The sequence below is a fragment of the Ruminococcus bromii genome, assembly GCF_002834225.1.
Lineage (GTDB): Bacteria > Bacillota > Clostridia > Oscillospirales > Acutalibacteraceae > Ruminococcoides > Ruminococcoides bromii.
The window spans coordinates 1-602 of record NZ_NNSR01000002.1 but is presented as its reverse complement, the minus strand read 5'-3'; the positions used below and the strand labels follow the sequence as shown (position 1 = coordinate 602).

The following is a 602-nucleotide window of genomic DNA, read 5'->3' as shown; positions in this document are numbered from 1 at the left end:
TCAAGTAACGGTCTTGAGAAGCGTCCGAAACTCCGCTTTCCGGGCTTCGATGAGCCGTGGAAAGAAACTACTTTATCTGCGCTTTTCTCTAAAAGCACACAGAAAAATGCTGATGGACATATTACGAATGTAATTTGCAATTCCGCAAAGCTCGGTCTTATTCCGCAACGCGAGTATTTTGATAAGGATATTGCAAACAGCGATAACACAAGCGGCTATTATATCATCCGACAAAATGACTTCGTATATAATCCTCGCAAATCGTCCGATGCTCCATACGGTCCGATTAGCAGCTACAAGTATGCAGAGGATGGCATCGTTTCTCCGCTGTATCTTTGTTTTCATGCGAAAGACGAAATCAATCCGCTGTACTATGAGTGGTATTTTCGGTCATCGGCTTGGCATAGATACATTTATATGTCTGGTGATAGTGGTGCGAGACATGACAGAGTAAGCATCAAAGACGATACTTTCTTTGCTATGCCCATCAACCTTCCATCAGAGCAGGAACAGAGCAAAATTGCGTCCTTTCTCCAAAGTCTGGATGAAAGAATTGCTGCACAAGAGAAACTTGTGGCATCCCTCAAGAAGTATAAAAGAGG

1 protein-coding gene is annotated in these 602 nt (G+C 43.2%); it reads left to right on the top strand.

Annotated elements, in window-relative coordinates:
• A partial coding sequence (locus RBATCC27255_RS00010; RefSeq protein WP_341458184.1) for a restriction endonuclease subunit S occupies positions 1 to 602 on the top strand: 602 nt, incomplete at both ends.